Origin of the sequence: Streptomyces sp. WAC06614 (assembly GCF_003949795.1) — a bacterium.
Lineage (GTDB): Bacteria > Actinomycetota > Actinomycetes > Streptomycetales > Streptomycetaceae > Streptomyces.
Genome location: NZ_RPRY01000003.1, coordinates 36,882 through 60,274, shown reverse-complemented (window position 1 = coordinate 60,274; position 23,393 = coordinate 36,882). Strand labels below are relative to the sequence as shown.

The 23,393-nt window shown below is 71.2% G+C and carries 20 protein-coding genes and 5 riboswitches; of the genes, 10 read left to right on the top strand and 10 right to left on the bottom strand.

All coding sequences use genetic code 11. The annotated features are described in order from the left end of the window. Positions 1 to 31: 31 nt before the first annotated feature. Entirely contained in the window at positions 32 to 667 is a 636-nt protein-coding gene (locus EF918_RS00945; protein WP_125638960.1) for a TetR/AcrR family transcriptional regulator, read from the top strand. A 99-nt stretch (positions 668 to 766) separates the two neighbouring features. On the opposite strand, the gene EF918_RS00940 is transcribed toward EF918_RS00945, so the two are convergent. Genes EF918_RS00940 through EF918_RS00920 form a run of 5 tightly spaced genes read right to left on the bottom strand, consistent with a single transcriptional unit; the run spans position 767 to position 8,126 of the window. Next, a complete protein-coding gene (locus EF918_RS00940) occupies positions 767 to 1,582 on the bottom strand; it encodes an ECF transporter S component (protein ID WP_125638957.1) in 816 nt (271 codons plus the stop codon). Then, complete coding sequence (locus tag EF918_RS00935; RefSeq protein WP_125638955.1) at positions 1,579 to 3,234, bottom strand: ABC transporter ATP-binding protein; 1,656 nt, start codon at positions 3,232 to 3,234, stop codon at positions 1,579 to 1,581. The genes EF918_RS00940 and EF918_RS00935 overlap by 4 nt, the downstream gene beginning before the upstream one ends. Beyond that, entirely contained in the window at positions 3,231 to 4,421 is a 1,191-nt protein-coding gene (locus EF918_RS00930; RefSeq protein ID WP_185921542.1) for an energy-coupling factor transporter transmembrane component T, read from the bottom strand. The genes EF918_RS00935 and EF918_RS00930 overlap by 4 nt, the downstream gene beginning before the upstream one ends. Positions 4,422 to 4,425: 4 nt before the next feature. Beyond that, complete coding sequence (locus EF918_RS00925) at positions 4,426 to 5,352, bottom strand: hypothetical protein (RefSeq protein WP_125638951.1); 927 nt, start codon at positions 5,350 to 5,352, stop codon at positions 4,426 to 4,428. Next, positions 5,349 to 8,126 carry a prenyltransferase/squalene oxidase repeat-containing protein gene (locus tag EF918_RS00920; RefSeq protein ID WP_125638948.1) on the bottom strand — a complete coding sequence of 926 codons (2,778 nt, stop codon included), beginning with the start codon at positions 8,124 to 8,126 and terminating at the stop codon, positions 5,349 to 5,351. Before EF918_RS00920 ends, EF918_RS00925 begins: the two co-directional genes overlap by 4 nt. 132 nt (positions 8,127 to 8,258) lie before the next feature. Continuing rightward, positions 8,259 to 8,329, bottom strand: a riboswitch (cobalamin riboswitch). Between the two features lie 120 nt (positions 8,330 to 8,449). Continuing rightward, positions 8,450 to 8,589: riboswitch (cobalamin riboswitch) on the top strand. A gap of 97 nt (positions 8,590 to 8,686) precedes the next feature. On the opposite strand from EF918_RS00920, the gene EF918_RS00915 reads away from it, so the two are divergent. Beyond that, complete coding sequence (locus EF918_RS00915) at positions 8,687 to 10,099, top strand: hypothetical protein (RefSeq protein ID WP_125638945.1); 1,413 nt, start codon at positions 8,687 to 8,689, stop codon at positions 10,097 to 10,099. Between the two features lie 118 nt (positions 10,100 to 10,217). Continuing rightward, positions 10,218 to 10,577: a hypothetical protein gene (locus EF918_RS00910; RefSeq protein WP_125638942.1), complete on the top strand. Its 360-nt coding sequence runs from the start codon at positions 10,218 to 10,220 to the stop codon at positions 10,575 to 10,577. A gap of 43 nt (positions 10,578 to 10,620) precedes the next feature. On the opposite strand, the gene EF918_RS00905 is transcribed toward EF918_RS00910, so the two are convergent. Then, entirely contained in the window at positions 10,621 to 11,109 is a 489-nt protein-coding gene (locus EF918_RS00905) for a DUF4430 domain-containing protein (RefSeq protein WP_125638939.1), read from the bottom strand. A gap of 165 nt (positions 11,110 to 11,274) precedes the next feature. Continuing rightward, positions 11,275 to 11,349: riboswitch (cobalamin riboswitch) on the bottom strand. A gap of 157 nt (positions 11,350 to 11,506) precedes the next feature. Beyond that, positions 11,507 to 12,238, bottom strand: a complete 732-nt coding sequence (locus EF918_RS00900) for an ABC transporter substrate-binding protein (RefSeq protein WP_260609676.1) — start codon at positions 12,236 to 12,238, stop codon at positions 11,507 to 11,509. 235 nt (positions 12,239 to 12,473) lie between these two features. Beyond that, a riboswitch (cobalamin riboswitch) is annotated at positions 12,474 to 12,659 on the top strand. Positions 12,660 to 12,851: 192 nt separating this feature from the next. On the opposite strand from EF918_RS00900, the gene EF918_RS00895 reads away from it, so the two are divergent. From EF918_RS00895 to EF918_RS00865, 7 genes are all read left to right on the top strand, one after another. Further along, positions 12,852 to 14,351, top strand: coding sequence for a CoA-acylating methylmalonate-semialdehyde dehydrogenase (locus tag EF918_RS00895; RefSeq protein ID WP_125638936.1), 1,500 nt, complete (start codon positions 12,852 to 12,854; stop codon positions 14,349 to 14,351). Beyond that, positions 14,348 to 15,502 (top strand): acyl-CoA dehydrogenase family protein, encoded by a 1,155-nt coding sequence (locus EF918_RS00890; RefSeq protein WP_125638933.1) that lies wholly within the window; start codon positions 14,348 to 14,350, stop codon positions 15,500 to 15,502. Before EF918_RS00895 ends, EF918_RS00890 begins: the two co-directional genes overlap by 4 nt. Continuing rightward, positions 15,499 to 16,590 carry an enoyl-CoA hydratase/isomerase family protein gene (locus EF918_RS00885; RefSeq protein WP_125638930.1) on the top strand — a complete coding sequence of 364 codons (1,092 nt, stop codon included), beginning with the start codon at positions 15,499 to 15,501 and terminating at the stop codon, positions 16,588 to 16,590. Before EF918_RS00890 ends, EF918_RS00885 begins: the two co-directional genes overlap by 4 nt. Further along, a complete protein-coding gene (mmsB, locus tag EF918_RS00880) occupies positions 16,587 to 17,501 on the top strand; it encodes a 3-hydroxyisobutyrate dehydrogenase (protein WP_185921543.1) in 915 nt (304 codons plus the stop codon). The genes EF918_RS00885 and mmsB overlap by 4 nt, the downstream gene beginning before the upstream one ends. Continuing rightward, positions 17,498 to 18,274, top strand: coding sequence for an enoyl-CoA hydratase (locus tag EF918_RS00875; RefSeq protein WP_125638927.1), 777 nt, complete (start codon positions 17,498 to 17,500; stop codon positions 18,272 to 18,274). The genes mmsB and EF918_RS00875 overlap by 4 nt, the downstream gene beginning before the upstream one ends. Positions 18,275 to 18,478: 204 nt before the next feature. Then, a riboswitch (cobalamin riboswitch) is annotated at positions 18,479 to 18,561 on the top strand. Positions 18,562 to 18,621: 60 nt separating this feature from the next. Beyond that, entirely contained in the window at positions 18,622 to 18,849 is a 228-nt protein-coding gene (locus tag EF918_RS00870) for a CbtB-domain containing protein (protein WP_048479701.1), read from the top strand. A gap of 14 nt (positions 18,850 to 18,863) precedes the next feature. After that, positions 18,864 to 19,691, top strand: coding sequence for a CbtA family protein (locus EF918_RS00865; RefSeq protein WP_125638924.1), 828 nt, complete (start codon positions 18,864 to 18,866; stop codon positions 19,689 to 19,691). A 107-nt stretch (positions 19,692 to 19,798) separates the two neighbouring features. Here EF918_RS00865 and EF918_RS00860 read toward each other — a convergent pair whose 3' ends face one another. Genes EF918_RS00860 through EF918_RS00850 form a run of 3 tightly spaced genes read right to left on the bottom strand, consistent with a single transcriptional unit; the run spans position 19,799 to position 23,378 of the window. Then, positions 19,799 to 20,935, bottom strand: coding sequence for a bifunctional 2-methylcitrate synthase/citrate synthase (locus EF918_RS00860; RefSeq protein ID WP_125638921.1), 1,137 nt, complete (start codon positions 20,933 to 20,935; stop codon positions 19,799 to 19,801). A 17-nt stretch (positions 20,936 to 20,952) separates the two neighbouring features. After that, positions 20,953 to 21,858, bottom strand: coding sequence for a methylisocitrate lyase (gene prpB / locus EF918_RS00855; protein WP_125638918.1), 906 nt, complete (start codon positions 21,856 to 21,858; stop codon positions 20,953 to 20,955). Next, positions 21,858 to 23,378, bottom strand: a complete 1,521-nt coding sequence (locus tag EF918_RS00850; RefSeq protein ID WP_125638915.1) for an MmgE/PrpD family protein — start codon at positions 23,376 to 23,378, stop codon at positions 21,858 to 21,860. The genes prpB and EF918_RS00850 overlap by 1 nt, the downstream gene beginning before the upstream one ends. Between the last annotated feature and the right edge of the window lie 15 nt (positions 23,379 to 23,393).

Genomic DNA, 23,393 nt, shown 5'->3' with positions numbered 1-23,393 from the left:
GACCTGGATTTCCGTAACCGAAAGTGAGCTCATGCCGACGTCAGGGACGGGGCCCGCGCTGCCCGACAGGAAGCGTCAGCCCAGCGGGGAGCAGGCGCGGGGGCGGGCGATGCGGGCCGCCATCGCCGTGATCGCAGAGAAGGGCACGGCGGGCCTGCGGATGTCGGACATTGCCGAGCGGGCCGGTATGAGCACCGGGCACATCCTCTACCACTTCGGCAAGAAGGACCGGCTCCTGCTCGAAGTCCTCGCGTGGAGCCAGGCGGACCTCTGGGCCCGGTTCCAGCAGGCCGCCGACCGGGCCGCATCTCCTGCCGAGAAGCTGGACCTGTTCGTCCGCTTCTATCTGCCCCGCGAGCAGGGCGACGAACGCTACGCGCTGTGGACGCAGGTACTGGCCCAGCGCCACGACGAGGCGGGCCGGCGCCTCCTCACCGAGCTGCTGGACGGCTGGGACGAGCGCCTGGAAGCCATCCTCCGTGAGGGCCGGGACCTGGGCCACTTCGCCGACGTGGACGTCTCCGAGTTCACGATCCGGGCGGTGGCCATGCTGAGCGGGCTTTCCGAGGACGTGATGTTCGGACGGTCCCGCTGGCAGCACACCTCCGCGCACGCCTTCGCCCTGTCCGCCCTCGAGCGCGAACTGCGTCCCACCGGTCGGGCATGAGGGTGTGAGTCCGCCCGGACCCCTCCGTTCCGGGCAGGCGCTTGGTCGTCCCGTCCCGGACCCGTTCCGGGGCAGGTCATTGGCGGCGGGCGTCGCAGCTCACTGCTCAGCCGACACCGTGCTGGGCTTGAAGCGGACCGAGGCCTGGAAGCGGGCCTTGCGGGCGGCGCGGCGGAAGACCGTGAGGACGGCGGGGCCGGCCAGGCAGATGCAGACGAAGTTGGTGACGGCCCGCCCCGTGTCCCAGCCGAGGGAGGTGGCCAGGTCGAAGGCGAGGTAGCGGTGGAACTGCTCGGTGAAGGGGAGGCCGGGCAGGTAGGCGATGGAGCTGTTCGGGTCGAGGGAGAAGGGCCAGAAGGAGAGGTTGAGGAGGAAGCCGAAGAGGTAGCCGGAGACCGATCCGTATACGGCGAGCATGGCGACCTCCTTGCGGCCGGCGGCCTTCGGGAGGAAGCCGGCGAGCATGCCGACGAAGGCGCAGCCGAACATCTGGTACGGCATCCAGGGCCCGACCCCGCCCGTGATGAGGGCGGAAGCGAAGAGCGACGTGCAGCCCAGCGTGAAGCCGAAGCCCGGACCGTAGACCCGGCCGGCGAGGACCAGGATGAAGAACACCGTCTCGATCCCGGCCGTGCCGGCCCCCAGCGGGCGGATCGCGGCGTTCACCGCGGACAGCACGCCGAGCATGGCGAGGGCCTTGGAGTTGATGCCGCCTTCGGCGATCTCGGAGACGACCACGCACAGCACGATGACGAGGAGGACCCCGAAGATCAGCGGCGGGGCGTAGTTCGAGCCGAACTTCCCGGGAGCGACGAGGAAGGGCCAGAAGAACGCCACGATCCCGAGGAAGGCCGCCATGGCTATGACGATGCCGGCGCGTGCATGGATCCGGATGGCTGCGGCGCGTGCGGTCATGAGGCCGGGTCCGTCCCGTGGTCGGTGAGGGTGGCGGTCGCCTGGGCGACCGTGAGGTAGGGGAGCGGGGCGAGGATCTTCGCGGTCTGGGGGGCGAAGACGGGGGAGGCGACGATGACCTCGGTGGTGGGGCCGTCGGCGACGATGTCGCCTTCCGCCATGACGACGACGCGGTTGGCGGCGCGGGCGACGAACTCGACGTCGTGGGTGGAGATCACGACGGCCCGGCCCTCGGCGGCTAGGTCGTCGACGATGCGGATCAGCTCGCTCTTGGCCCGGTAGTCGAGGCCGCGGGTGGGTTCGTCCAGGAGCAGCACGCGGGGGGCGGCGGTCAGCTGGATCGCCAGGACGAGGGCGAGCTTCTGGCCCTCGGACAGGTCGCGGGGGTGGGTGGTGTCGGGGATGCCGGGTGCGAGCCGGTCCAGGATGGTGCGGGACCGGATCCCGGCGGCGGTGACTCCGGATTCGGCGTCGGCCTGGTCGAGTTCCTGTTTGACGGATTCCAGGTAGAGGAGGTCGGTGGGGGTTTGGGGGACCAGTCCGACCAGCCGCCGGGCGTCGGCGGCTGACAGCTTCCGGGGGTCGAGCGGCTTCGGGTCGTCGGGAGGGCTGACGGCCACCGAGCCGGCCTTGCGTGGTCCGGATCCCTGGAGCGCCCACAGGAGGGAGGACTTGCCGGAGCCGTTGCGGCCCATGAGGGCGGTGATCTCGCCGCCGTGGAGGGTCAGGTCGACCTCGCGGACGGCCGGTACGCCGTGGTAGGTCACGGTGATGCCGCGTGCGGTGAGGAGTTCCGGCCGGACCGTCGTCGGGGCAGGGCGGACCGGTGGGGGAACGGTGTCGGCCAGCCGGGTCCTCAGGGGGGCCGCGGCGCGGCGGGCGTCGCGGATCGAGAGCGGCAGCGGCGTCCAGTCCGCCGCGCGGCCCAGTTCGACGATGGGCGGGGCGATGGAGGAGGTGCGGAAGATCTCGGCGGGTGTGCCTGAGACGACGCGGCCGTTGCCGGGGAGGTGGATGACGCGGTCGGCGTACTGGACGACGCGCTCCAGGCGGTGTTCGGCGAGCAGGACGGTGACGCCGAGGTCGTGGACGAGGCGGGTGACGGCGGCCAGGACCTCCTCTGCTGCCGTGGGGTCCAGGGCGGAGGTGGGTTCGTCCAGGACCAGGATGCGGGGGTGGGCGGTGAGGACGGAGCCGATGGCGACGCGCTGCTGCTGGCCGCCGGAGAGTTCGTGCAGGGCTCGGTGGCGCAGGTCGGCGAGGCCGAGGAGGTCGAGGGTCTCCTCGACGCGCTTGCGCATGGTGGCCGGCGGGACCGCCAGCTGCTCCATCGCGTAGGCGAGTTCCTCCTCGACGGTGTCGGTGACGAAGCCGTCCAGCGGGTCCTGGCCCACGACCCCGACGACGTCGGCGAGTTCGCGGGGCGGGTGCTCGGACGTGTCCCGTCCGTCGACGAGGACGCGGCCGTACAGGGTGCCGCCGGTGAAGTGGGGGACGAGGCCGTTGACGGCGCCGAGGAGGGTGGACTTGCCGACGCCGGTGTGGCCGACGACCAGGCAGAGTTCGCCCTCCTCGACGGTGAGGTCCACATCGCGCAGGACCGGTTCGGCCGTGTCCTCGTACTGGACGGTGACCTGGTCGAAGGTGATCACTTGGGTTCCTCGGTGCGCTGGGGCGGGACGGCCGCCCGGGCCGGTGCGGCCGGCGGCGGGGCCAGGAAGCCGGCGGTCCCCGCGAGGAGGATCGCGGCGGCCGGCACGAGCGGCAGGGTGGGCCAGCTGAGCGGGTAGATGGAGGGGTTGAGCTCGGCCGCGTTGAAGCCGACGTTCGCGAAGAGCAGGACGGCGGAGAGGACGCCGCAGCCTGCGACGGCCCATTCGGCGAAGTGCCACGGATCGGGCCGGTAGCTGGTCCGGGTGATCCGGCGGCCGCCCAGGCGCAGCCCGGCGAAGCACAGCACGGCCCCGGCGCCCATGGCCGGGAGCCCGAGCAGCTTCGGCGCGGTCGCGTCGAGCAGTCCGTACGTCCCGGCACACAGGCCGCACATGCCGAGCAGCATCAGGGCGCCGGTCAGGCGGCGGGAGCGGCGGGTGGCGGTGCCGCCCCGGCCGTATCCCCGGGAGTCCATGGCGGCGGCCAGGCGCAGGGACCGTTCGAGGGCGTCCTCCAGGACGGGGACGATGATGCCGCGCAGGGCGCGCAGGCCCTTCGAGCGTCCGGCCCGGAGCCGCTTGGCACGGTGGACGCGCTGCACGCTCTGGACGAGCTGCGGGGCGACGCTGAGGGAGACGGTGACCGCGACCCCCAGTTCGTAGAGGGCGCCGGGCAGCACACGGAGGGCCCGCTTGGGGTTGGCGAGGGTGTTGGCGGCGCCGATGCAGCACAGCATGCAGGCGAGGCGTAGCCCGTCCGTCGCCGCGGAGAGCAGCGCCTCCAGGGACACGGGCCCGCCGAGCTGAATGCCCGCGTACCAGTCGGGAGTGGGGATGTGGGGCAGTGAGAAGAGGAAGTGGTCGCGCGGGGTGATGCCGGTGGCGAAGACCGCGCGGAAGGTGACCCGGATCGCGACGACGGTCAGCGCGAGGTACAGGTAGTACTTGAAGCCGCGCGCCCAGGGCGCCTCGGTGCGGCGCATGGTGATCACGTAGCCGAGGACCGCGAGGACGAGGAACAGCAGCAGCGGGTTGTTGGTGCGGCTCACGGCGGTGGCCAGGGCGAGGGCCCAGATCCACCAGGCGACGGGGTGCAGGGTGCGGGGCAGGCGGCGGCCGCCCGTGTCCGGCGCGGGGCCGGACACGGGCGGCTTCGCCGCCTGCGTCGAGATGGTGGTGCGCGTCACGCGGCTACTCCGTACGACGGCGCTTGGCGGCGTACACGGCCGCGGCGCCGATCAGCAGCACCAGTGCACCGGTGGCGACGGCGGGCAGGTACGAACCGGTGTCGTGCTTCGTGTCGGCGGCGGGCGCCGCTTCGACCACCTGGGGGCCGGGCGCGGCCACGGCCGGGGCACTGGACGAAGGCGGTGGTGCGGAGGGCGTGGGCGAGATGCTCTCTGAAGGGCTTGCCGAGGCGGAGGGGCTTTCCGTAGCTGCGGGGCTGGGCGTCGTCGTCGCCTGCGGGCTGGTCGGCGGCGGGTTCTCCGGCCTGGGACCGGTGTTGACGTTCGGCGGCAGCGGCGCCGCCGTGCGGGTGTCCTTGGGTGCGGGGCCTCCGGTGGGCTGGGTGTTCTTGGCGCGGAGCTGGTCGGGGGTGACGGTGGGCTTGCCCTCGGTGCCTTCGACGTTCGTTCCGCCGAAGATCCACAGGTCGACGCTGCCGGGCTTCGGCTTGTAGAGCATGGCGCCCAACTGGCTGTATTCCCAGGTGTTCTGGCCCGGATTGGCGTGCCAGTACGACCAGTAGGCGGAAGCCGGTGGGGTCAGTACGCAGTCGTCCTGCTGCGGGGTCGGGTACTGCTTGCCGCCCTGATATCCGCTGTAGCCGATGCGGCAGATGAAGGCAGGGCCGTCGTGGCCGGTGCCGGTCGTGGCCCAGCCACCCTGGTTGAGGAGCTCGTAGCCCGTGGTGGGGGTGGTGCCGCAGGAGCGGTAGACGGGGCCGCCCCAGTGGCTGAAGTCCACGGCGAGTACGACCCCCGAAGAGGTGGTGCACTGGCCCATCGGCTGCGGCGCGGCGCCCGCCGGGGCCGTGGTGGCGGCGAAGGCCGCCACCGTCAGCCCCAGCGCGGCGGCAGCCCGGGCGAAGGCGCGCACGAAGCGGTTGCGACTCATGCTCCCGCCCCCGTCCGGCGGCGGCGCTTCGCGGCGCGGGTGAGGCCCCAGCCGCCGAGGGTCAGGACCAGCGCGGCAGCGGCGAGCGCACCGACCTGGGCTCCGGTAGAGGCGAGAGAACCGCCGCCGGACCCGGAACCACCCGAGGAGCCCGTGCCGCCACCGTTCTCGCCCGGCGTCACGATGACGGGCGAACCGCTGCCGCCGGAGGTACCACCGGACGTTCCGCCAGAGGTGCTGGGGACGGGCTCGGGGGTGGTGCCGGTCAGGTCGCGGGTCAGCGTGCCGAAGGAGACGCCGGTGGCGCCGCCGACGGCCTGGGTGGAGGCGCGGAGGTCGGATCCGGTCTGGCCGCCCTTGGCGACGTTGAAGCCGCCGTCGCCGTTCTGCTGGCTCGCCAGGAACTTCCGGGCCTTGGCGATCTGGGAGCCGTACTTGGGAGCGTCCAGCGAGAGTCCCTGGATGGCCAGGGCCGCGGAGTTGACGGAGTTTCCGGAGGCGCCGGGGAAGCCGCCGTCTTCCTTCTGCTGGGTGGCGAGCCAGGCGAGTGCCTTGTCCACCGCTGCCTGGGAGTCGGCGTCGGGGAGCAGGTCCACGGTCATGGCGGCCATGGCGGTCGAGTCCACTTCGGGGCCGCTGGGTTCGCCGATCAGGCTGACCCAGGCACCGGACGGGGTCTGGAGGCTCTTGAGGTAGGCGACCGGTTCGGCCGCGGCGGCCTTCTCACCTGCGCGCAGCTGGGCCATGACACCGAGGGACTGCTTGAAGACGGAGGTGGCGTAGGCGTAGTTGCCCTTGGCCGCGCACTCCTGGACGGTCGGGGTCTTCGCCTGACAGGTGATCTTCGCGAGGGCTGCGATCAGATCCTGGCCGCCGAAGTTCCGCGGATCGCGGCCCACGGCCTGGGCGAGCACGGCAGCCTTGCCGATGGAGCCGCCGTTCGCGTACTTGGTGCCGACGAGGGTCCAGTCGTGGATGCCGCGCTTCTGGCCGTCCTTGCCGCCCTTGTCCATGAAGTCGACGATGTTGCGCAGGGCGGCGTTGTCCCCGCCGGTGGCGGCGAGGGCGTACGCGCCGTCGATGGTCAGGCCGTAGTCGGCGAATCCGGTGCCGGGCTGGCTCTCGTAGAAGCGGCCCTGGACCAGGCGGGAGGGGGCCGTCAGGTACGCGGCGCCCTTCTTCAGGTCGGGCCCTTCACCGGCCGGCGGCGTGGTCGGGGTGGGCGGCGTGGTCGGGGTCGGCGGTTCGGCCGGCTTGGCGGTCAGGGAGACGAGGTCATGGCCGGCGCCCGCGAGGGCGGCCGTCGCGGTGGGGTACAGCCTCGAATCGGTGTCGTCCTCGGCGAAGCCGAATCCACCCGTCGGGAGCTGGTGCTTGGAGAGCCAGGAGACGCCGGCATCCGCGAACGCCTCGTCGCCGAGGGCGCGCAGCGCCTGCGCGGCCCAGCCGGTGGCGGCCGGATTGCCGGTCGTCTCGTAGTAGACCGAGGGCCAGGCGCCGGTCGCCAGCTGGGACCGCTTCAGGTAGTTGCGGGCCTTCTGGAGCACCGCCTCGTGGCCGCCGGCCCGCTCCAGGGCCAGGGTGATCAGGCCGGTGGCGCCGGCCTCGCTCTCGCACCCGGGGCTGCCGGGCCGGATGAGGATGCTGGTGAAGCCGCCGTCCTCGCACTGCAGGACAGTCAGTCGGGCCACGGAACCGGGGGGCGGGGTCATACCGGCGTTGACCAGGGCGATGACGGCCATGGCCTGGGCGTCGGCCTGCCCGGTCGTACGGAAGTCGCCCTTGGTGAAGCAGCCTTCGACCGTCTCACCGTCACCGATGTCCCGGGGGCAGGCGTACTTCACGAGGTCGCCGAGCAGGTCGTGCCCGCCGAACGCGCGCGGGTCCTTGCCGGTGGCCTCGGCGACCAGGGCGAGCCGGGCGGCGGCGGTGGCGTCCGGGATGCCGTCCTTGCCGGCCGGGTAGGCGTACGCGTCGGTCTGCGCGGGCGTCGCGAGGAAGTCGGCGATTTTCCTCGCCACCGGGCTCTTGCGGTCGGCTGCCGCGAGGGCGAAGACGGCTTCCGTGGAGAGGAAGTGGTTCGGGGTCGTGGAGCCCTCGTCGACGACGCGCTCCCCGTCCGTCAGCGTCCCGGTCACCCAGCGGGTGGTCGCGGGTACGTCGACCCGTCCGGCCGGCACCTTGGGCGGCGCCGTCGGGACGGTCGGGTCGGGGGTGGTGAAGCCACGGACGTCGTCGGGGGAGAAGGACGGCTTGCCCTTGGTGCCCTCGACGTCGGTGCCGCCGTAGACCCAGGCCTCCACGTCACCCGGCTTCGGGTTCCTGGCCATGGCCCCTTGCTGGCTGTAGGACCACTTCCGCTGCCCGGGCGAAGCCGTCCAGTACGACCAGTAGGCGGACGCCTGCGGGGTGAGGACGCAGGGCTCCTTGTCCGGCGTCGGGAACTGCGTGCCGGTGCCCTTGCCGATGCGGCAGATGAAGGCGGGGCCGTCGTGGACGGTGCCCTCCATGGTGAACCCGGCGGTCTGCAGCAACTCGTAGCCGGTGGTGGGGGTGGTGTCGCAGCCCTTCTCCACCTTGCCGCCGAACGGGCCGAAGTCCACCGCGACGATCGCCCCGGTGGTGGCCGTGCACTGCTCGATCGGGTCGGCCGAGGCAGGTACCGTTCCGCCGACGAAGGCCGCGCTCGCGGCGAAGGTCAGCAACGCCGCCGATACGAGCGACAGCAGCCCCTTGCTCCCCAGGTGTCGCTCTGATTGCTGTGCGGTCCCCACCACGGCCCCTCGTGTCAGCCGGGCGGACCAGTGCGTGGCAAAAGGGCTCCACAACCCGTGGGACCACGGGGAAGCCGTTCGAACCACGCCGTAGTCCGCGACGGCGCTTCTCGCTGCAAAAACCTGGCCCCAGGCATTCCGACTCGCCCGGACGGAACCGGGCCTACGGTTGCGGGTCAGCGCCGGAATTCGACCGGCTTCCCCTGGAGCTGAGTGCTTATCAGTCGGAGTGGAACACGCGGATAAAGACACCGTCAAGGTGGTCTGCGTCTCACGAGGCAAGGCACAAGAACCACCCTATGGATCCACCACGCATCGGCTGGCGGACCCTTGATCATTCCGGTAGCGTCCTGGGCTGCCACATGGGGGAACCCGGTGCGAATCCGGGGCTGACGCGCAGCGGTGTGGGACGGCAGGGGGCCGTCACCGAGCCCGAATGCCCATCTGGCGAGGCACATCTCAAGCCGTACCACGCGTTCGGACGGCCGCCACCGAGCTGCGGGCTGCCCGCCCACGAGAGCTGCGGTCGGGTCGGCGTCCCTCATTTCCAGGAGCAGGCCATGTCCCGTACCCGTACCCCGCGCCGCCTCTCGCTCGCGGTGCCCGCAGCACTCGGCGCCCTCGCCCTCACGACCCTGCCGGCCTTCGCGACCTCCTCGCCCGCCCAGATCGCCACGTCCAAGACCAACGGCGTGACGTATCTCAAGTCCCTCCAGGCCGCCGATGGTTCGTACGCGGGCAGCGGCCTCTCCAACGAGTGGGCGTTCAGCGCCTTCGCAGCCACCGGCACGGCCGTCGTCGACGTCTACCCCGCCGGCGACACGACGAAGAACGCGCGCACCGTCTACCGCAACCTGCTGTCGACGGCGGGCTGGCCGCAAGCCTCCCCGGTGGTCACCGACTACGAGCGCGGCACGCTCAACGCGTACGCCGCCGGCATCGACCCGGCGCGGGTCTCGGCCTCCCGCAACCTCATAGCCAACATCTACTCCTACTGGCAGACCGCCGAGGCCGGCTACTTCGGCCCGTCGGGGAACTTCAACGGCACGGTGTTCGCGGCCCTTTCGCTGGGTGGTGCCAAGACCCAGGGCGGTGCGAAGCGGGTGCCGCAGGCACTGACCGACTCCATGGTCACCCGCATCCGCGCCAACCAGCACGTGGACGGCGGCTGGACCTTCAACAAGGCCGAGGGCAACCCCACCGTTTTGAACTCCGCGAGCGACGTCGACATGACCGGCGCCGCCATGGCCGCCCTCTGCGTCTCCGGCGTCCCGAACACCGACACCGACGTCGTCCAGGCGAAGAACTTCCTCAAGAGCACCCTCGTCTCCAGCAGCGGCGCCTTCAACTCCCTCTACGGCGTCAACACCAGCTCCAACGGCTGGGGCGTCGCGGGCCTCAACGCCTGCGGCTTCAACCCCCAGACCGGCGACTTCCTCACCGGCAGTGGCAAGACCCCGATCGACTTCCTGATCGCCAACCAGTACAACCCGGCGGGCGGCTTCAAGTACAAGCCCTCCGACACCACGCCCTCGGCCTACTCCTCCATCGACGCGCTGCGCGCCGTCGCCGGCGGCGGCTTCACCACGGCCCCGCCCGTCCCGGTCACCCCCGGCGCCCCGCAGTGGGTCGCCCAGTCCACCTTCACCGCGGGGACGGCGACCAAGCTGGCGCTGACCGTCGACGACGGGGCCGGCAACCTCAAGGTCTGCTCGGTGGCCTTCACACCGACCGGTACGACCACCACGCTCGGCGACGTGCTCACCGCCGCGACCTCGGCGGCCACCCCCTCGGGTTGCGTCACCGGCGTGACCCCGTCCTCCGGGACCGGCACGATCACGACGGTCAACGGCAAGGCCAACAGCGGCTCGAACACCTGGAAGGTCAGCGTCGACGGTTCCTCCTTCGCCGGGGCGCTGCGGGAGAAGGTCATCAACGTGGGCGACACCATCGCCCTGCGGTGGGGCGCCTGATCATCGCGACGACAGTGCGGGTTGCGGGCCTGAAGCCCGCAACCCGCACTGTTGCACTATTGGAGGAACGGGCAACGTGAAAGCAGGGCGTTTACCCAGGGCGCCGGAAGGGTCGGGGATGGCGAAGATCGTGCCGCGTCAGGTGATCGTCGACGGGGTGCAGTTGGTCGCCCTCACGGAGCAGGAGTACGAGAGCCTGGCGGCGTCCCGCCGCCAATTCGGCTCCCACGTGGTGCGGTTGCGTATGACACGGGAGGCGCTCACCTCGCTGACCCGGGTGGCGGGGGCGATGTGTGCCCTGCTCCGGGCGGGTGAGGTCCCTGCGGAGGCTCCCCACGATGGACCCGATGCCCCACGACAGCCGCCGAAGGGCCTGCTCAGCGCTCTGGAAGCAGCGGTCGAGCAGGCCCAACGAGTGATCGGGAAGCAGCCGGACGCGTCGCCCGGCTCTGCGAGGGGCCCTGGACGCAAGCGCTAGCGGACCGACGGAGTGGGCCCGATCGTATGGTCTTCGGAACGGACTAGAAGGACGTCCAGGTGAAGGACACCTGGTCGCCGGCATTGAGCTTGAACTGGCAGCCGCCCACCGGGGTGGGGGTGCCGTTGACGGCGATGCTCCAGTAGGCGGAGCCGCCGCCACTGACGTTCTTTATGGTGTCGACGGAGAAGTCGTCGAAGGACGCGTACCAAGTACCGTCCCACGAGAAGTAGTTCAGTCGAGCCGCGTCGTCGAGTGCTGCGGTCGGGGTGGGGACCTTGGACGGGTTGGCGCCGCCGTTGGTGCCGTCGCACTTGTGGGTGCCACCAGTGGTGGTCGTGACGTCGTGACCCTTGGTCTTGATCTTGCCCTTGAACAGCACCCCGTTGGGGCCCTGAACGGTGAGGTTGACCTTGACGGCCGCGTTCGTGTTCGGCTGGGGGGCGGCCTCGGCCACGGCCGGAGCGGTGGCGAGAGCGAGCCCGAGGGCGGCCGTGGCGATCACGGAGCGGCGGGCGAGGAGCTGGCGCATGATGCCTTCTTCCTGGGAGGGACGAGAGTCTGAGCCGACGGTCCCTCCGCCGCACGTGCCCGTACCCTGCTCGTTTCCGTGAGGAGACGAGCAGGGGACGCCGGCCCGGGGTGGGGGCTTCGCGCTGCAGACCATGACAGTGAGAAGCAGTACGCATCGCACCCCGGGTACTCCGACTCACGGCGCCATTCGGCTCCGCTCACGGTTGCAGGTCAGCGCCGGATTCCCACCGGCTTCCCCCAGTTGTGCATGCATTCGGTTGTGAGCTCCCGCCGCATGGGCCGGAGCAGAACGCATCGTACGACCTGGTGGGCATGTGCTGGAAGCGGATCCTGTGAGATGCCGTGTGGACGCATCAGTTCCGTTCCGGCGGGCGATATTCGGCCGGGAGGAAGTGCTACGCCCGGTCTAGCCGCCGCGCTTCCGCCTCGGTCACAGGATCCCCGACCCGCACCCCGTGCAGCACGTGGGCGAGGACCTCGGCGCCCCGGACCACGCGGGGTCCCGGCCGGTTGAAGTAGGCGGGCCCGTCCAGTACCCACACCTCGCCCGTGCGCACGGCGGGCAACCCCTCCCAGCCAGGCAGGGACCTGAGGAGGTTGATCTCGGCCAGGGTCCGTTCGGGAGGAAACCCGCACGGCAGCACCAGGATGACGTCCGGGCGCGCCGCGCGTACCGCCTCCCACGTCATCGCTTTGGTGTGCTCTCCTGGTGCGGCCAGCAGCGGTTCTCCGCCCGCGCAGGTGATCTGCTCCGGTACCCAGTGCCCGGCCGGCCACAGCGGGTCGAGCCACTCGATGGCCACCACCCTGGGCGCCGGCCGGCCCGCCGTGGCGCGCCGGACCTCGGTGAGCCGGTCACGCAGCTCTTCCCGCCGCCGCTCGGCCGCCTCACGGACCCCGAGCAGGCCGCCCACCGTGACGAGGCAATCCAGGACGTCGCCCAGGGTCCGCGGTTCCAGGCTCACCACACGAGGTCCGGCGTCCATGAGGCGCACCGCCCGGGAAACCGCCTCGTAGGGCACCGCGCAGACCCGGCACAGGTCCTGGGTGAGCAGGACGTCCGGCGCGAGCGCGGAGAGCGCCTCGGTGTCCAGGGTGTAGAGCGAGGATCCGCTGTGCCGAGCCACCCACCGCGGCGGAGATCTCCCGGCTGCTGAGTGCGTCCGCATCGAATTCGGCGTGGGTGACGACGGGCACCGAGGCGATCGCCGCGGGCGGCCAGTCGCATTCGTGCGTGCGTCCGACCAGGTCAGCGGCGAGTCCGAGGTCCGCCACGATGTCCGTGGCCGCGGGGAGCAGGGAGACGATGCGCATGCGTCGACTCTAGGCCCGCCCGAGCGTCGGCTCTGGACTTACTAGGACGTCCAACTATATGTTCGTGGCACAAGGTCCGCGGTGCAGGGAAGCCGGTGAGAAACCGGCACGGTCCCGCCACTGTGACCGGGGAGTGTGCTGCCATCCACACGCCACTGACGAGGTCTGTCGGGAAGGCGGGCGGCGCGCGGGGATCCGGGAGTCAGGATACCGGCCGCGGATTGTTCCGTGTTGTCCACGAGGATGGAGCAGACACGCATGGCACCGGTTTGTACCCACGACCCTGGTGATCCGGCGGAGCACGCACACACCGATTTCGCGCGCTCGTAGTTCTCACGGCATTCCACAGCGGCGCACCCCCACCCGGGTGCGGTCCGTCGGCCTGCCGTGCCATCCCCGGATCCAACCTGACGAGAGCAGGCATCCATGGTCCGTGAACTCACCCATTTCATCGGCGGAAAGCACACCACCGGCACGTCCGGGCTCTTCGCCGACGTGTACGACCCCAACACCGGCACCGTCCAGGCCCGCGTACCGCTCGCGGGACGAGCCGACACCGAAGCGGCGATCACCAACGCCGAAGAGGCGCAGGCGGAATGGGGGCAGTGGAACCCCCAACGCCGGGCCCGCGTGCTGCTGCGCTTCCTCCAGCTCGTCGAAGGCGAGCGGGACAGCCTCGCGCGGCTGCTGTCCGCCGAGCACGGCAAGACGGTCGCCGACGCACACGGCGACCTGCAACGCGGTCTGGAAGTCGTGGAATTCGCCGCCGGTATCCCCCACCTCCTCAAGGGGGAGTTCACGGACAACGCCGGCACCGGAATCGACGTGCACTCCCTGCGCAGCCCCCTCGGCGTCGTCGCCGGAATCACCCCTTTCAACTTCCCCGCCATGATTCCGCTGTGGCAGGCCGCACCTGCCCTGGCCTGCGGGAACGCGTTCATCCTCAAGCCGTCCGAGCGTGATCCGTCCGTACCGCTGCGCCTCGCGGAGCTGTTCCTGGAGGCAGGCCTGCCGCCGGGCGTCCTCAACGTGGTCAACGGCGGCAAGGAAGCCGTCGACACACTTCTGGAGGACCCGCGCGTCCAGGCCCTCGGCTTCGTCGGCTCCACGCCGATCGCCGCGCACATCTACGCCACCGCCGCCGCGCACGGCAAGCGCGCCCAGTGCTTCGGCGGAGCCAAGAACCACATGATCGTGATGCCCGACGCGGACATCGACCAGGCCGTCGACGCCCTCATCGGAGCCGGCTACGGCTCGGCGGGCGAGCGCTGCATGGCCATCGCCGTCGCCGTACCCGTGGGGGAGGAGACGGCCGACCGGCTGGTCGCTGCCCTCAAGGAACGCATCGGACAGCTGAAGATCGGCCGGTCCGACGACCCGGAAGCCGACTTCGGGCCGCTGGTCAGCCGGGACGCGCTGGACCGGGTGCGCCGCTACGTGGACATCGGCGCGAGCGAGGGAGCCGAACTCGTCGTCGACGGACGCGGATTCACCCTCGACGGCCACGAGAACGGCTACTTCGCCGGCGCCACCCTCTTCGACCGGGTCTCCCCGCAGATGCGGATCTACCGTGAGGAGATCTTCGGCCCCGTCCTGTCGGTGGTCCGGGCCGCCGACTTCGAGGAGGCACTGCGCCTGCCGAGCGAGCACCAGTACGGCAACGGCGTGGCGATCTTCACCCGGGACGGGGACACCGCCCGCGAGTTCACCCGCCGGGTCAACACCGGCATGGTCGGCGTCAACGTCCCGATCCCGGTGCCGGTCGCCTACCACACGTTCGGCGGCTGGAAGAAGTCCGGCTTCGGCGACCTGAACCAGCACGGCCCCGACTCGATCCGCTTCTACACCCGTACCAAGACCGTCACCTCGCGCTGGCCCTCCGGGGTCAAGGAAGGCGCGAGCTTCACCATCCCGACGATGGGGTGAGCGCCGTGACCACCACCCTCACCGAGGACCAGCTCGCCCTCGCCGAGGTCACCCTCGACTTCGCGCAGGAGCAGCTGGCTCCCCACGCGGTCGCCTGGGACCAGGACAAGTACTTCCCCGTCGAGGTCATCCGGCGGGCCGCCGCCCTCGGCCTCGCCGGCGTGTACGTCCGCGAGGAACACGGCGGCTCCGGCCTCAGCCGCAGCGACGGCGTGCTCGTCTTCGAGACCCTGGCGACCGGCTGCCCGTCCATCACCGGCTACCTCTCCATCCACAACATGGTCGCCTGGATGATCGACCGCTACGGCGACGACGCCCAGCGCGCCCGCTGGCTGCCCGGTCTCTGTTCCGCGGCGACCCTGGGCAGCTACTGCCTGACCGAACCGGGCGCCGGTTCTGACGCCGCCGCGCTGCGCACCCGCGCCGCACGGGACGGGGACCACTACGTGCTGACCGGCGTCAAGCAGTTCATCTCCGGCGCCGGATCAGCCGGCCTCTACGTGGTCATGGCCCGGACGGGCGAGCCCGGCCCCGGCGGAATCTCGGCCTTCGTCGTCGAGCGAGATGACCCGGGGGTCTCGTTCGGCCCCAACGAAAGGAAGATGGGCTGGAACGCCCAGCCGACCCGCCAGGTGATCCTCGACGGCGTCCGGATCCCGGCCGATCGGCGGCTCGGCGTGGAAGGTGACGGTTTCCGCATCGCCATGAACGGCCTCAACGGCGGCCGCCTCGGCATCGCCGCCTGCTCGCTCGGCGGCGCCCAGAGCGCCCTCGACCGGAGCCTGTCCTATCTGGCCGACAGGGAGGCGTTCGGCAGCCGTCTTCTGGACGCGCAGGCGCTCCAGTTCCGCCTGGCCGACATGGCGACTGAGCTGGCGGCCGCCCGGGCCCTGGTCCGGCAGGCCGCCGAGGCCCTGGACGGGGGCGACCCGCTGGCGCCGCGCCTGTGCGCGATGGCCAAGCGGTTCGCCACCGACACCGGGTACGCGGTGGCCGACGCGGCCCTTCAGCTGCACGGCGGCTACGGCTACCTCAGCGAGTACGGCATCGAGAAGATCGTCCGCGACCTGCGGGTTCACCAGATCCTGGAAGGCAGCAACGAAGTCATGCGCGTCATCGTCGCGCGCGGACTGACGGAGACCCTGCGATGACCAACGACAAGCCCGTAGCCCACGACCACGACCACGTCCTCGTGCGCACCGAGGGCCGCGCCGCGTACATCACCCTCAACCGGCCGAAGGCCCTCAACGCCCTCAGCCACCCCATGGTGCTCCGCATCGAGGAAGCCCTCACGGCCTGGGCCAACGACCCCTCCGTCGAGGTGGTCGTCATCGAGGGCGCCGGAGACCGGGGCCTGTGCGCCGGGGGAGACATCCGCGCGATCTACGAGGACGCCCGCACGGGCGGCACCGCCTCCGCGGACTTCTGGCGCGACGAGTACCGGCTCAACGCCCTGATCGCCCGCTACCCCAAGCCGTACGTCGCCCTCATGGACGGCATCGTGATGGGCGGCGGTGTCGGCGTCTCCGCCCACGGCAGCGTCCGCATCGTCACCGAACGGTCCAAGGTCGCGATGCCCGAGACCGGCATCGGCTTCGTCCCCGACGTCGGCGGCACCTACCTCCTCGCCCTGGCCCCGGGGGAGCTCGGTACCCATCTGGCGCTCACGGGCGCACCCGTCGGCGCCGCCGACGCGCTCCTGTGCGGACTCGCCGACCACTTCGTACCCTCGGCCGCGCTGCCGGCACTGGCCCGGGAGCTGGCCGCAGACCCCGTCCACGCCGTACTCGAGCGGCACGTGGAAGAGGCGCCGGCCGGGAGCCTCGCCTCCGCCCGCGAGTGGATCGACCACTGCTACGCCGCCGACACCGCGGAGGAGATCGTGGCGCGGCTGCTGGCCTCGGGCGTTCCTGCTGCGAAGGCCGCAGCGGACACCCTGGTGGCCAAGTCCCCGACCGCCGTCAAGGTCACCGTGGCCGCGCTCCGCCGGGCCCGGCGGCTCGGACCGCTGGAGCGCGTACTGGAGCAGGAGTACCGCGTCTCCTGCGCGGCACTTTCATCGCCCGACCTGGTCGAGGGCATCCGCGCCCAGGTCATCGACAAGGACCGGAACCCGCGCTGGTCCCCCGCCGCGCTGGAGGACGTCACCCCGGCGGACGTGGACCGGTTCTTCGCCCCGCTCGACGCGCACGAGCTGCGGCTCGTCGCGACCGCTTCGTCGCAGGAGGTCGTCTGGTGAGCAGCACCGTCGCATTCATCGGGCTCGGACACATGGGCGGACCCATGGCGGCCAACCTGGTCAAGGCCGGACACCGCGTCCTGGGCTTCGACCTCGTCCCCGAGCTGGTGGCCGCCGCCGGCGCCGCCGGAGTCGAGCCCGCCGGGTCCGCGGCCGAGGCCGCCGCCACAGCCGACGTGGTCATCACCATGCTCCCCGCCGGGCGCCACGTCCTCGCCCTCTACCGTGACCAGGAGCTGCTGGCCGCCGCTCGCCCCGGGACCCTGTTCGTCGACTGCTCCACCATCGACGTGGCCGACGCCCGCACCGCGCACGAGGCCGTCGTCGCGGCCGGACACCGGGCGCTCGACGCGCCCGTGTCCGGGGGAGTGGTGGGTGCGGAAGCCGCCACGCTCACCTTCATGGTGGGCGGCGGGGAGGCGGAGTTCGCGGCCGCCGAGCCGCTGCTCGACGCTATGGGCAGGAAGGCCGTCCACTGCGGGGCGGCGGGCGCCGGACAGGCCGCGAAGATCTGCAACAACATGATCCTCGCTATCTCCATGATCGGCGTCAGCGAGGCCTTCGTCCTCGCCGAGAGCCTCGGCCTGGACCACCAGGCGCTGTACGACGTCGCCTCCACCGCCTCCGGCCAGTGCTGGGCCCTCACCGTCAACTGCCCCGTCCCCGGACCGGTCCCGACCAGCCCGGCAAACCGCGACTACCGGCCGGGCTTCGCCGCACCGCTGATGGCCAAGGACCTCGGCCTCGCCGCGAACGCTCTGCGGGCCGGAGGGGTGGAGGCGCCGTTGGGCCTCAAGGCTGCCGAGATGTACGCCGAGTTCGCCGAAGGCGCTGGCGCGGGCCTGGACTTCTCGGCGATCGTCCGCACCCTCCGCCCCGCCGGACCTAACCAGAACGGAAATCCCGCATGACCGCCTACGAGACCATCCTGCTCGAACGCAAGGGCCGCGTGGCCGTCCTCACCCTCAACCGGCCCGAGGCCCTCAACGCCCTGAACCTCAAGGTCATGACGGAGGTCGTGGCTGCCGCCGAGGAACTCGACCGTGACCCGGAGGTCGGCTGCATCGTCCTCACCGGCTCGGCGAAGGCCTTCGCGGCGGGGGCGGACATCAAGGAGATGCGTCCGCAGAGCTACATGGACATGTACCTCTCCGACTGGTTCACGGCATGGGACCGCCTGGGCCAGGTACGTACCCCCACCCTGGCGGCGGTCTCCGGCTACGCCCTCGGCGGTGGCTGCGAACTGGCCATGCTCTGCGACATCCTCCTCGCCGCCGACACCGCGAAGTTCGGCCAGCCCGAGATCAAGCTCGGCGTCATCCCCGGCATCGGCGGCTCCCAGCGCCTCACCCGCGCCGTCGGCAAGGCCAAGGCCATGGAACTGTGCCTGACCGGCCGCACCATGGACGCCGCCGAGGCCGAACGCGCCGGCCTGGTCTCCCGGATCGTCCCCGCCGACGACCTGCTCGACGAGGCACTCGCGGTGGCGACGACCGTCGCCGAGATGTCAAAGCCGGTGGCGATGATGGCCAAGGAGGCCGTGAACCGGGCCTTCGAGACCACCCTCACCGAAGGCGTCCGTTTCGAACGCCGTCTGTTCCATGCGGTGTTCGCCACGGCCGACCAGAAGGAGGGCATGTCCGCCTTCGTGGACAAGCGCCCGCCGCACTTCACGCACGGCTGAGCACGACCGGCGTCCGGGGGATGGCCGGCTACCGTCCCCGGACACTGGTGCGCACCTGCTTGCGGTCTCGACGTCATAACGATGCCCGCGCCACGCGTCTTGCACCTCGGGCATGCCCTGTGATCACAGCCTCACGGTCTTGGTCGCGGGCCCGTCACGCGGTAGCGTAAGCGCGACATAAAGACATAGTGACGACGGCGAGACGGAAGTCCGGTGTGAATCCGGCATGGTCGCGCCACTGTGTGCTGCGGCGACTGCCCCCTGGGGGTTGCCGCAGCGAGTCAGACCCGAGGACCGTCGTCCTGCACCACCGTATGGGACGCGTTGTTCCCCGAGGAGGTTCCACCATGGCCGAGGCCCTCGCTTCTGCTGCCATACCCGCCCCCGCCGTCTCGCCGTCGGCTCCGCTGCCCGTCAAGGCCGTCCTGCCCTGGGCGCTGTTCGTCGGTCTCCTGATGCTCGTGGCGCTGTACTTCGTCGGCGCGGAGCAGGGTGCCACCGCCGTGTTCTCCGGCGAGGGCGTGCACGAGTGGGTGCACGACGGTCGCCACCTGCTCGGTTTCCCCTGCCACTGAGAGGCCTGCACATCATGTATGCCTCCACTGTCAGAGGTCTCCTGGTCCGCGGCATGCTCGCGGGCCTGATCGCCGGACTGTTCGCCTTCGCCGTCGCCTACGTCGTCGGTGAGCCCCCGGTCCGGGGCTCCATCGCCGTCGAAGAGGCCACGGCCGCCAAGGAAGCCGCACCTGCGGCCGGTCACGCCGGTCACGGTGGCGATGGAGCCCCGGCCGCCGCCGAGGAGGAGGAAGAGCTCGTCAGCCGTCCCGTCCAGTCCACCGTGGGTCTCGCCACCGGTGTGCTGGTCTACGGGGTCGCGCTGGGCGGCATCGCCTCCCTCGCGTTCTCCTTCGTCCTGGGCCGCGTCGGCGGGTTCAGCCCGCGGGCGACGGCCGCGCTCACGGCGGCCGGTGCTTTCGCCACGGTCTACTTCGTGCCGTTCCTGAAGTACCCGGCCAGCCCGCCGGCCGTCGGCAATCCCGACACCATCGGGCAGCGCACGACGCTGTTCTTCCTGATGATCCTTCTCAGCGTCCTGCTCGGCGTCGGTGCGATCATCCTGGGACGGCGGCTGGCACCGCGCCTGGGCAACTGGAACGCCACCCTGGCGGCGGGCGCCGGCTTCGTCGTCGCGACCGCCCTGGCCTTCCTGGTCCTCCCAGACAACACCGACGCCGTCAAGCCCGAGTTCCCCGCGGCCCTGCTGTGGGAGTTCCGGGTCGCCTCGGTGACCGTCCAGGTCGTGATGTGGGTCGTCTTCGGGATCGTCTTCGGCGTTCTCGCCCAGCGGCTCCTGGCTCACCGCACCGATCCGGCAGGCACGGAGGCGGCGCCTCGGCCGGAGCCGGTCCTCGGCTGAACGAAGAACCACAGCCGGCCCCCAGAGCCCTGTCGCCCCCGTACCTGTGGGGGAGACGGGGCTCTGGCCGTATCCCACACCGAGCGGCGCCGCCGGGCACCCGGTCATCAGACTCCCTGCGGGAGAAGGCGCTGCGCCGGACCGTTGTAGACGCCGAGAGGGCGGATCAGTGCGTTGTGGGCGAGCTGTTCGGTGATGTGGGCCGTCCATCCGGTGACCCTGCTCATGACGAACAACGGCGTGAACATGGGTACGTCGAAGCCCATCAGGTGGTAGGCGAGCGCGGCCGGGTAGTCCAGGTTCGGGTAGATGCCCTTGCGGCCGATCATCGCGTGGCGCAGGGCGGCGTGCAGTGCGGCGAGCCGGGTCACCTCCGGGCTCGCCGCCCGGGCGACGAGCCGGCCGGTGGCCTCCTGCATGATCGGGACGCGGGAGTCGCCGTGCTTGTAGACCCGGTGGCCGAAGCCCATGATCTTGCGCTTGTCCGCCAGGGCCCGGTCCAGCCAGTCAGCGGCCTGCTCGGGGTCGCCGATCTCCCGCAGCATGTGCATGACCGCTTCGTTGGCGCCGCCGTGCAGGGGGCCCTTCAGCGCGCCGATCGCCGCCGTGACCGCGCTGTAGAGGTCGGAGAGGGTGGAGGTGACGACCCGGGCGGTGAAGGTGGAGGCGTTGAAGCTGTGTTCGGCGTAGAGGATCATCGAGATCTCGAAGCAGCGGACCACCTCGGGGGCCGGGACCGCGCCGAAGCACATGTGGAAGAAGTTCTCCGCGTATCCGAGCTCCGGGTCCGGCTGGATGGGGTCTTCCCCGAGCCGTCGCCGGTGGTCCGCGGCGACGACCACCGGCAGTTTGGCGAGTAGACCCAGTGACTTGGTCAGATGGCCGGCGGTGCCTTCCTCGTCCTCGGTCGGGTCCTCCGCGCCGAAGAAGCTGACGGCGGTGCGGAGCACGTCCATGGGGTGGCAGGTCCGGGGCAGGCCGGCCAGCAGTTCGGCCGTGGTGCGGTCGAGCGGGCGCAGGGCCCGCTCCCGGGCGCGGAACCGCTCCAGCTCTCCGGCGTCCGGCAGTTCTCCGTGCCACAGCAGGTACGCGACCTCCTCGAAGGACCGGTGCGCGGCCAACTCCTGCACCGGATAGCCGCGATAGGTCAGGGAGTTGGTCTCCTCGATCACCGTGGAGATCGCGGTGGTGTCGACGGCGACACCGGCGAGGCCGCGGTGGATCTCAGGGGTGGTGGCGGTCATGGCTCACTCCGGTGGGCTCAGGTGCCGGGCGGCAGGGTGAAGTCGAAGACGCTTGCGTCGAAGGCGGTGTACGCCTCGTAGTCGAGGACCTCGTACAAGCGGGAGCGGGTCTGCATGCGGGGGAGGAGGGACTCCTGAGTCCCCTCCTCCGCGATCGTGCGCAAGCCCTCCTCGACCGCGCCCATGGCGAGGCGGAAGAGGGTCACGGGGTGGATGACGAGGTTGTAGCCGAGGTCCTCAAGGGCGCGGGCGGACAACAACGGGCCCTTGCCGAACTCGGTCATGTTGGCCAGCAGCGGTACGTCGACGGCCTTGCGGAAGGCCTCGAACTCGGCCTCACTGCCCAGGGCTTCCGGGAAGATCGCGTCTGCTCCGGCATCCACATATGACTTGGCGCGGTCGATCGCCGCCTCCAGGCCCTCGACGGAGCGGGCGTCGGTGCGTGCCATCAGGAGGAAGTCGGGATCGCGCCGCGCGTCGACGGCTGCCCGCACCCGGCGAACCATCGCGTCGAGGGGGATGAGCGCCTTGCCGTCGAGGTGGCCGCAGCGCTTGGGGTTGACCTGGTCCTCCAGATGGAGTCCGGCCAGGCCGGCGTCCTCCATGAGCTGGACGGTGCGGGCGGCGTTCAGGGGCTCGCCGAAACCGGTGTCGGCGTCGACGAGGGCGGGCAGGTCGGTGGTCCGGGTGATCTGCTGGGCGCGGGCCGCGACTTCGGTCGAGGTCGTCAGGCCGATGTCGGGCAGTCCCAGGTCGGCGGCGAGCACTGCTCCGGAGAGATAGACGCCGTCGAAGCCGGCCTCCTGGATGAGGCGGGCCGAGTACGGGTTGATCGCGCCGGGCATGCGCAGCAGCCGGCCCGAGGAGAGCTGTTCCCTGAAACTCCGGCGCCTGACGGCCGCGGTGGTGTGGGTGTGCAGCATCAGAACAATCCCTTCGGGAGCGTCCCGTCGTACGCGGCGGTCAGGCCTGTGTCGACCGCGGGGAACAGGGCGGCGAGCCCGTCGGTGTCCAGCTCCGCGAGTCGGCCCGCGGCATCGAGGAAGCGGTTCTGGGCGTCGGCGGTGACGATGCCTTCTGCCAGGGTGCGGAACTTGCCGGTGTAGGCGGCCCGGTCGAAGGGTCGCGCGCCAGCCGGGTGCGCGTCGGCGACCCCGAGTTCGTCCTCGATGACACTGCCGTCGTCGAGGGTGACGACCAGGCGCCCGCCGAAGGCCCGGCGCTCCGGGTCGGGGTCGTGGTAGCGGCGGGTCCACTCGGGGGCCTCGACGGTGGAGATCCTCTTCCACAGCTCGACGGTCGCGGGCCGCTGGGCCCGCTCGGGGGCGTAGGACCGCTCGTGGTGCCAGGTGCCGTCCTCCAGGGCGACGGCCAGGATGTACGGGACGGAGTGGTCGAGGGTCTCGCGGCTGGCCGTCGGGTCGTACTTCTGCGGGTCGCCGGAGCCGGAGCCGATCACGTGGTGGGTGTGGTGGCTGGTGTGCAGGACAGCCTCGCGGATCCCGGCTGTGGGGCCGGTCTTCTCGCGCATCCGCCGGGCCAGGTCGATGATCGCCTGCGCCTGGTACTCGGCGGAGTACTCCTTGGTGTAGGTGTCGAGGATCGCGCGCCGGGGCTCTCCGGGGGCGGGCAGCGAGACGGTGTAGGAGGCTTGCGGCCCGTTCAGCATCCGGGCCAGGAAGCCGTCCTCTCCTTCGTAGATCGGCGAGGGGGAGTTCTCGCCGCGCATGGCCCGGTCGACGGCCTCGATCGCGGCCTTCCCGGCGAAGGCCGGGGCGTAGGCCTTCCAGCTGGAGATCTCTCCCTTGCGGGACTGCCGGGTGGCCGTCGTGGTGTGCACTGCCTGCTGGACAGCCTGGTAGGCCGTCGCCGTGTCGAGGTCCAGCATCGCCCCGAGCCCGCAGGCGGTGGCGGCACTGAGGTGGGCGACGTGGTCGATGCGGTGCTCGTGCAGGCAGATGCCGCGTACCAGGGCGACGTGTACCTCGTAGGCGGCGATGATCCCGCGCAAGAGGTCGGCACCCGAGCGGCCGGTGTGCTGGGCGACGGCCAGCAGGGGCGGGATGTTGTCGCCCGGGTGGGAGTAGTCGGCGGCGAGGAAGGTGTCGTGGAAGTCGAGCTCGCGTACGGCGGTGCCGTTGGCCCATGCCGCCCACTCGGGGGAGACCCGCACTTCCGGCGGCAGCCCGAAGACGGAAGCTCCGGGCGTCGCCCGGTGGGATGAGGCCTGCGCCCGGGCCACCGCGACGGGGCGACGCAGCAGGGAGGCCACGGCCACGGAGGCGTTGTCCACGATCCGGTTCACCGCCATCCCGGCGGCTTGCGAATCGAGGTCGGAGGCCGGCTCGGTGCCCGTGGCCGCCTCGGCCAGCTTCCAGGCGAGCTGCCGCTCGCGCGGAAGGCGGTCGGCGCTGGGATGGACGCGTACCTCGTGCTCGATCACGGAACTCCTCAGGTG

Bases quoted from the DNA above. Each gene is read 5' to 3' on its own strand.
- EF918_RS00910 (WP_125638942.1), top strand. From the start codon at position 10,218: ATGGCGAAGATCGTGCCGCGTCAGGTGATCGTCGACGGGGTGCAGTTG.
- EF918_RS00870 (WP_048479701.1), top strand. From the start codon at position 18,622: ATGGCCGAGGCCCTCGCTTCTGCTGCCATACCCGCCCCCGCCGTCTCG.
- EF918_RS00865 (WP_125638924.1), top strand. From the start codon at position 18,864: ATGTATGCCTCCACTGTCAGAGGTCTCCTGGTCCGCGGCATGCTCGCG.
- prpB (WP_125638918.1), bottom strand. From the start codon at position 21,858: ATGCTGCACACCCACACCACCGCGGCCGTCAGGCGCCGGAGTTTCAGG.
- EF918_RS00940 (WP_125638957.1), bottom strand. From the start codon at position 1,582: ATGACCGCACGCGCCGCAGCCATCCGGATCCATGCACGCGCCGGCATC.
- EF918_RS00945 (WP_125638960.1), top strand. From the start codon at position 32: ATGCCGACGTCAGGGACGGGGCCCGCGCTGCCCGACAGGAAGCGTCAG.
- EF918_RS00905 (WP_125638939.1), bottom strand. From the start codon at position 11,109: ATGCGCCAGCTCCTCGCCCGCCGCTCCGTGATCGCCACGGCCGCCCTC.
- EF918_RS00895 (WP_125638936.1), top strand. From the start codon at position 12,852: ATGGTCCGTGAACTCACCCATTTCATCGGCGGAAAGCACACCACCGGC.
- EF918_RS00860 (WP_125638921.1), bottom strand. From the start codon at position 20,935: ATGACCGCCACCACCCCTGAGATCCACCGCGGCCTCGCCGGTGTCGCC.
- EF918_RS00925 (WP_125638951.1), bottom strand. From the start codon at position 5,352: ATGAGTCGCAACCGCTTCGTGCGCGCCTTCGCCCGGGCTGCCGCCGCG.
- EF918_RS00875 (WP_125638927.1), top strand. From the start codon at position 17,498: ATGACCGCCTACGAGACCATCCTGCTCGAACGCAAGGGCCGCGTGGCC.
- EF918_RS00885 (WP_125638930.1), top strand. From the start codon at position 15,499: ATGACCAACGACAAGCCCGTAGCCCACGACCACGACCACGTCCTCGTG.
- EF918_RS00915 (WP_125638945.1), top strand. From the start codon at position 8,687: ATGTCCCGTACCCGTACCCCGCGCCGCCTCTCGCTCGCGGTGCCCGCA.